The organism is Streptomyces sp. SPB074, assembly GCF_000154905.1.
Lineage (GTDB): Bacteria > Actinomycetota > Actinomycetes > Streptomycetales > Streptomycetaceae > Streptomyces.
In genome coordinates this window covers 1,642,078-1,643,720 of sequence record NZ_GG770539.1, presented here as the reverse complement: position 1 = coordinate 1,643,720, position 1,643 = coordinate 1,642,078, and the positions used below count along the sequence as shown (strand labels likewise).

At 68.9% G+C, this 1,643-nt stretch carries 1 protein-coding gene; it reads left to right on the top strand.

The window, feature by feature from the left end:
• Positions 1-71 precede the first annotated feature (71 nt).
• On the top strand, positions 72-1,613 hold the full coding sequence (gene ffh / locus SSBG_RS06505) for a signal recognition particle protein (protein WP_008745415.1): 1,542 nt from the start codon (positions 72-74) through the stop codon (positions 1,611-1,613).
• Positions 1,614-1,643 lie beyond the last annotated feature (30 nt).

The window sequence follows — 1,643 nt, the reverse complement described above, 5'->3', positions numbered from 1 at the left end:
CGGTTCACGACGGGGCGGATACCCTAGACAGCGATTACCCCTGCCCCCGACCCCGAGGACCGACGAGCGCCGTGTTCGATACCCTCTCCGATCGCCTCTCAGCGACTTTCAAGAGCCTCCGCGGCAAGGGGCGGCTGTCCGAGGCGGACATCGATGCCACCGCGCGGGAAATCCGCATCGCGCTCCTCGAAGCCGACGTGGCGCTCCCCGTCGTGCGCGCCTTCATCAAGAAGATCAAGGAGCGCGCTCTCGGCGAAGAGGTCTCCAAGGCACTCAACCCCGCGCAGCAGGTCATCAAGATCGTCAACGAGGAGCTCGTCGGCATCCTCGGTGGCGAGACGCGACGTCTCCGCTTCGCCAAGCAGCCCCCGACCGTGATCATGCTCGCGGGTCTTCAGGGCGCCGGTAAGACGACCCTCGCGGGCAAGCTCGGTCGCTGGCTCCAGGGGCAGGGCCACTCGCCGCTGCTCGTGGCCTGCGACCTCCAGCGTCCCAACGCCGTCAACCAGCTCAGCGTCGTCGCCGAGCGTGCCGGCGTCGGCATCTACGCGCCGCAGCCGGGCAACGGCGTCGGCGACCCCGTCCAGGTCGCGAAGGACTCCGTCGAGTACGCGCGGACCAAGCAGTACGACGTCGTGATCGTGGACACCGCCGGACGGCTCGGCATCGACCAGGAGCTGATGCGGCAGGCCGCGGACATCCGCGACGCCGTCAGCCCGGACGAGATCCTGTTCGTCGTCGACGCGATGATCGGCCAGGACGCGGTCAACACCGCCGAGGCGTTCCGCGACGGGGTCGGTTTCGACGGCGTCGTGCTCTCGAAGCTCGACGGTGACGCGCGAGGCGGTGCGGCGCTCTCCATCGCGCACGTCACCGGCAAGCAGATCATGTTCGCCTCCAACGGCGAGAAGCTGGACGAGTTCGACGCGTTCCACCCGGACCGCATGGCGTCGCGCATCCTCGACATGGGCGACGTCCTCTCGCTCATCGAGCAGGCCGAGCGGACCTTCAGCCAGCAAGAGGCCGAAGAGATGGCCCGCAAGCTCCAGAAGGGCCCGAAGGAGTTCACGCTCGACGACTTCCTCGCCCAGATGGAGCAGGTCCGCAAGATGGGCTCCATCTCGAAGCTGCTCGGGATGCTGCCCGGCATGGGCCAGATCAAGGACCAGATCAACAACCTCGACGAGCGCGACGTCGACCGCACCGCCGCGATCATCAAGTCGATGACGCCGGCCGAGCGGGCCGACGCGACGATCATCAACGGCTCGCGCCGCGCCCGTATCGCCAAGGGCTCCGGCGTCGAGGTCAGCGCCGTGAAGAACCTCGTGGAGCGCTTCTTCGAGGCGCGCAAGATGATGTCGCGCATGGCGCAGGGCGGCGGAATGCCCGGGCTCCCCGGGATGCCGGGCATGGGCGGCGGCCCGGGCCGCCAGAAGAAGCAGCAGAAGCAGGCCAAGGGCAAGCGCCGCAGCGGCAACCCGATGAAGCGCAAGGCCGACGAGCAGGCCGCCGCCGAACGCCGCGCCCAGGCCGCAGCTGGCGGCCAGGACGCCGCTCAGCAGGGCGGCGGCGCCTTCGAGCTGCCCGACGAGTTCAAGAAGTTCATGGGCTGACGGTCCACGAACCGCGCTACGCGAGGCGGG